The sequence below is a fragment of the Bacillus sp. JJ1474 genome, from assembly GCF_036965225.1.
Taxonomy (GTDB): domain Bacteria; phylum Bacillota; class Bacilli; order Bacillales; family Cytobacillaceae; genus Cytobacillus.
Genome location: NZ_JBALPC010000068.1, coordinates 1 through 1,092 on the forward strand (window position 1 = coordinate 1; position 1,092 = coordinate 1,092).

The 1,092-nt window shown below is 36.4% G+C and carries 1 protein-coding gene; it reads right to left on the reverse strand.

What is annotated here, in order from left to right; genetic code table 11:
* Positions 1-131: 131 nt before the first annotated feature.
* Complete coding sequence (locus V7164_RS10335) at positions 132-1,061, reverse strand: hypothetical protein (protein ID WP_335354035.1); 930 nt, start codon at positions 1,059-1,061, stop codon at positions 132-134.
* Positions 1,062-1,092: the final 31 nt, after the last annotated feature.

The window sequence follows — 1,092 nt, forward strand, 5'->3', positions numbered from 1 at the left end:
GGTAATGGTTCCCGCTTATTGTAAAAATCAGCATAAACTGGAACAATAGATAATCAGTTGTTACAAAGGTATGCTTTTGGGGCTGTTCAGAAATAGCTGACTTTTTAGACAGCCTCTTTAAAAAACAAGATCTAGTTGTTAATAAACATAAAGGTTTTTTTCAGCAATTGAAAATCAAGGCTCATTTTCTCAAATTCCTTATATTCAATACTGTCTGGGCGATCTGCATACTGATTTTCACTTACAGGCAAAATCGCATATACAAAGCCATTTTTGACACCAAGCTTTTGAAATAAGCTGTCCTCATAGCCATCTTCCCATGTTTGTTCCTTTATTTTCTCAATGGAAAACAGCGTTCTTTCAGAGATTGCTTTATTTTTCGGTACGTAGCTGAAGACTAAATGACCATTCTTCTCGGCTGAGCGGTATTTCGTATCCCATTCTACAGGAATTGAAAAAGCATATTCTGTTGCTCGATAAGTAAATAGCTTCTGAGGAATATAAGGTGTTCGCTCCCAAACACTAGCTGTCTGCTTCACCTCTACTTTATTGATGAACCAGTTAGCATCTGCCTGACTCACAGTTAAATTTGCAGTCTCTGTCCCAAAAGGTCCCGTTGAGGTTTCTAGTTTTAATTCTACTGCATAAGTATAAGTACTTTTATTTATTTTCTTTTCATTTTTGATTTTGTAGCTGCTAATCCAAGGGCTTGATGTACCAGTTACCCAGCCATTGTTATCAAAATACGTTTTCGTTTTTTCCTTAAGGTCTGAAGTAAATAGTGCGTATTGATATGCACCATTACGGTTAGTAATTGCTTTGCTCCATTGGTTAACAGCGTCTGAAGCTGATACAGGTGCAACTGCATTTTCTAATAAAGAAATTTGAAGCTGGAGCATTTCTATATCTTGTTTTTGACTTTCCAATATTGGCTGTTTTTTACTATTGCTGGCTAATTCAATTTTTGCCGCCTCTTTTGGTGTTTCATTCGCATAAGTAGCGCTCGTCAGCATCCCCATTAAGGCAACAGCACTAGTAATTGTTACAAGTTTCTTTTTCATGTTCTTTTCCTACTTTCCTAATATGATGTAC

Coding starts and splice junctions, on each gene's coding strand:
- V7164_RS10335 (WP_335354035.1), bottom strand. CDS start 1,061: ATGAAAAAGAAACTTGTAACAATTACTAGTGCTGTTGCCTTAATGGGG.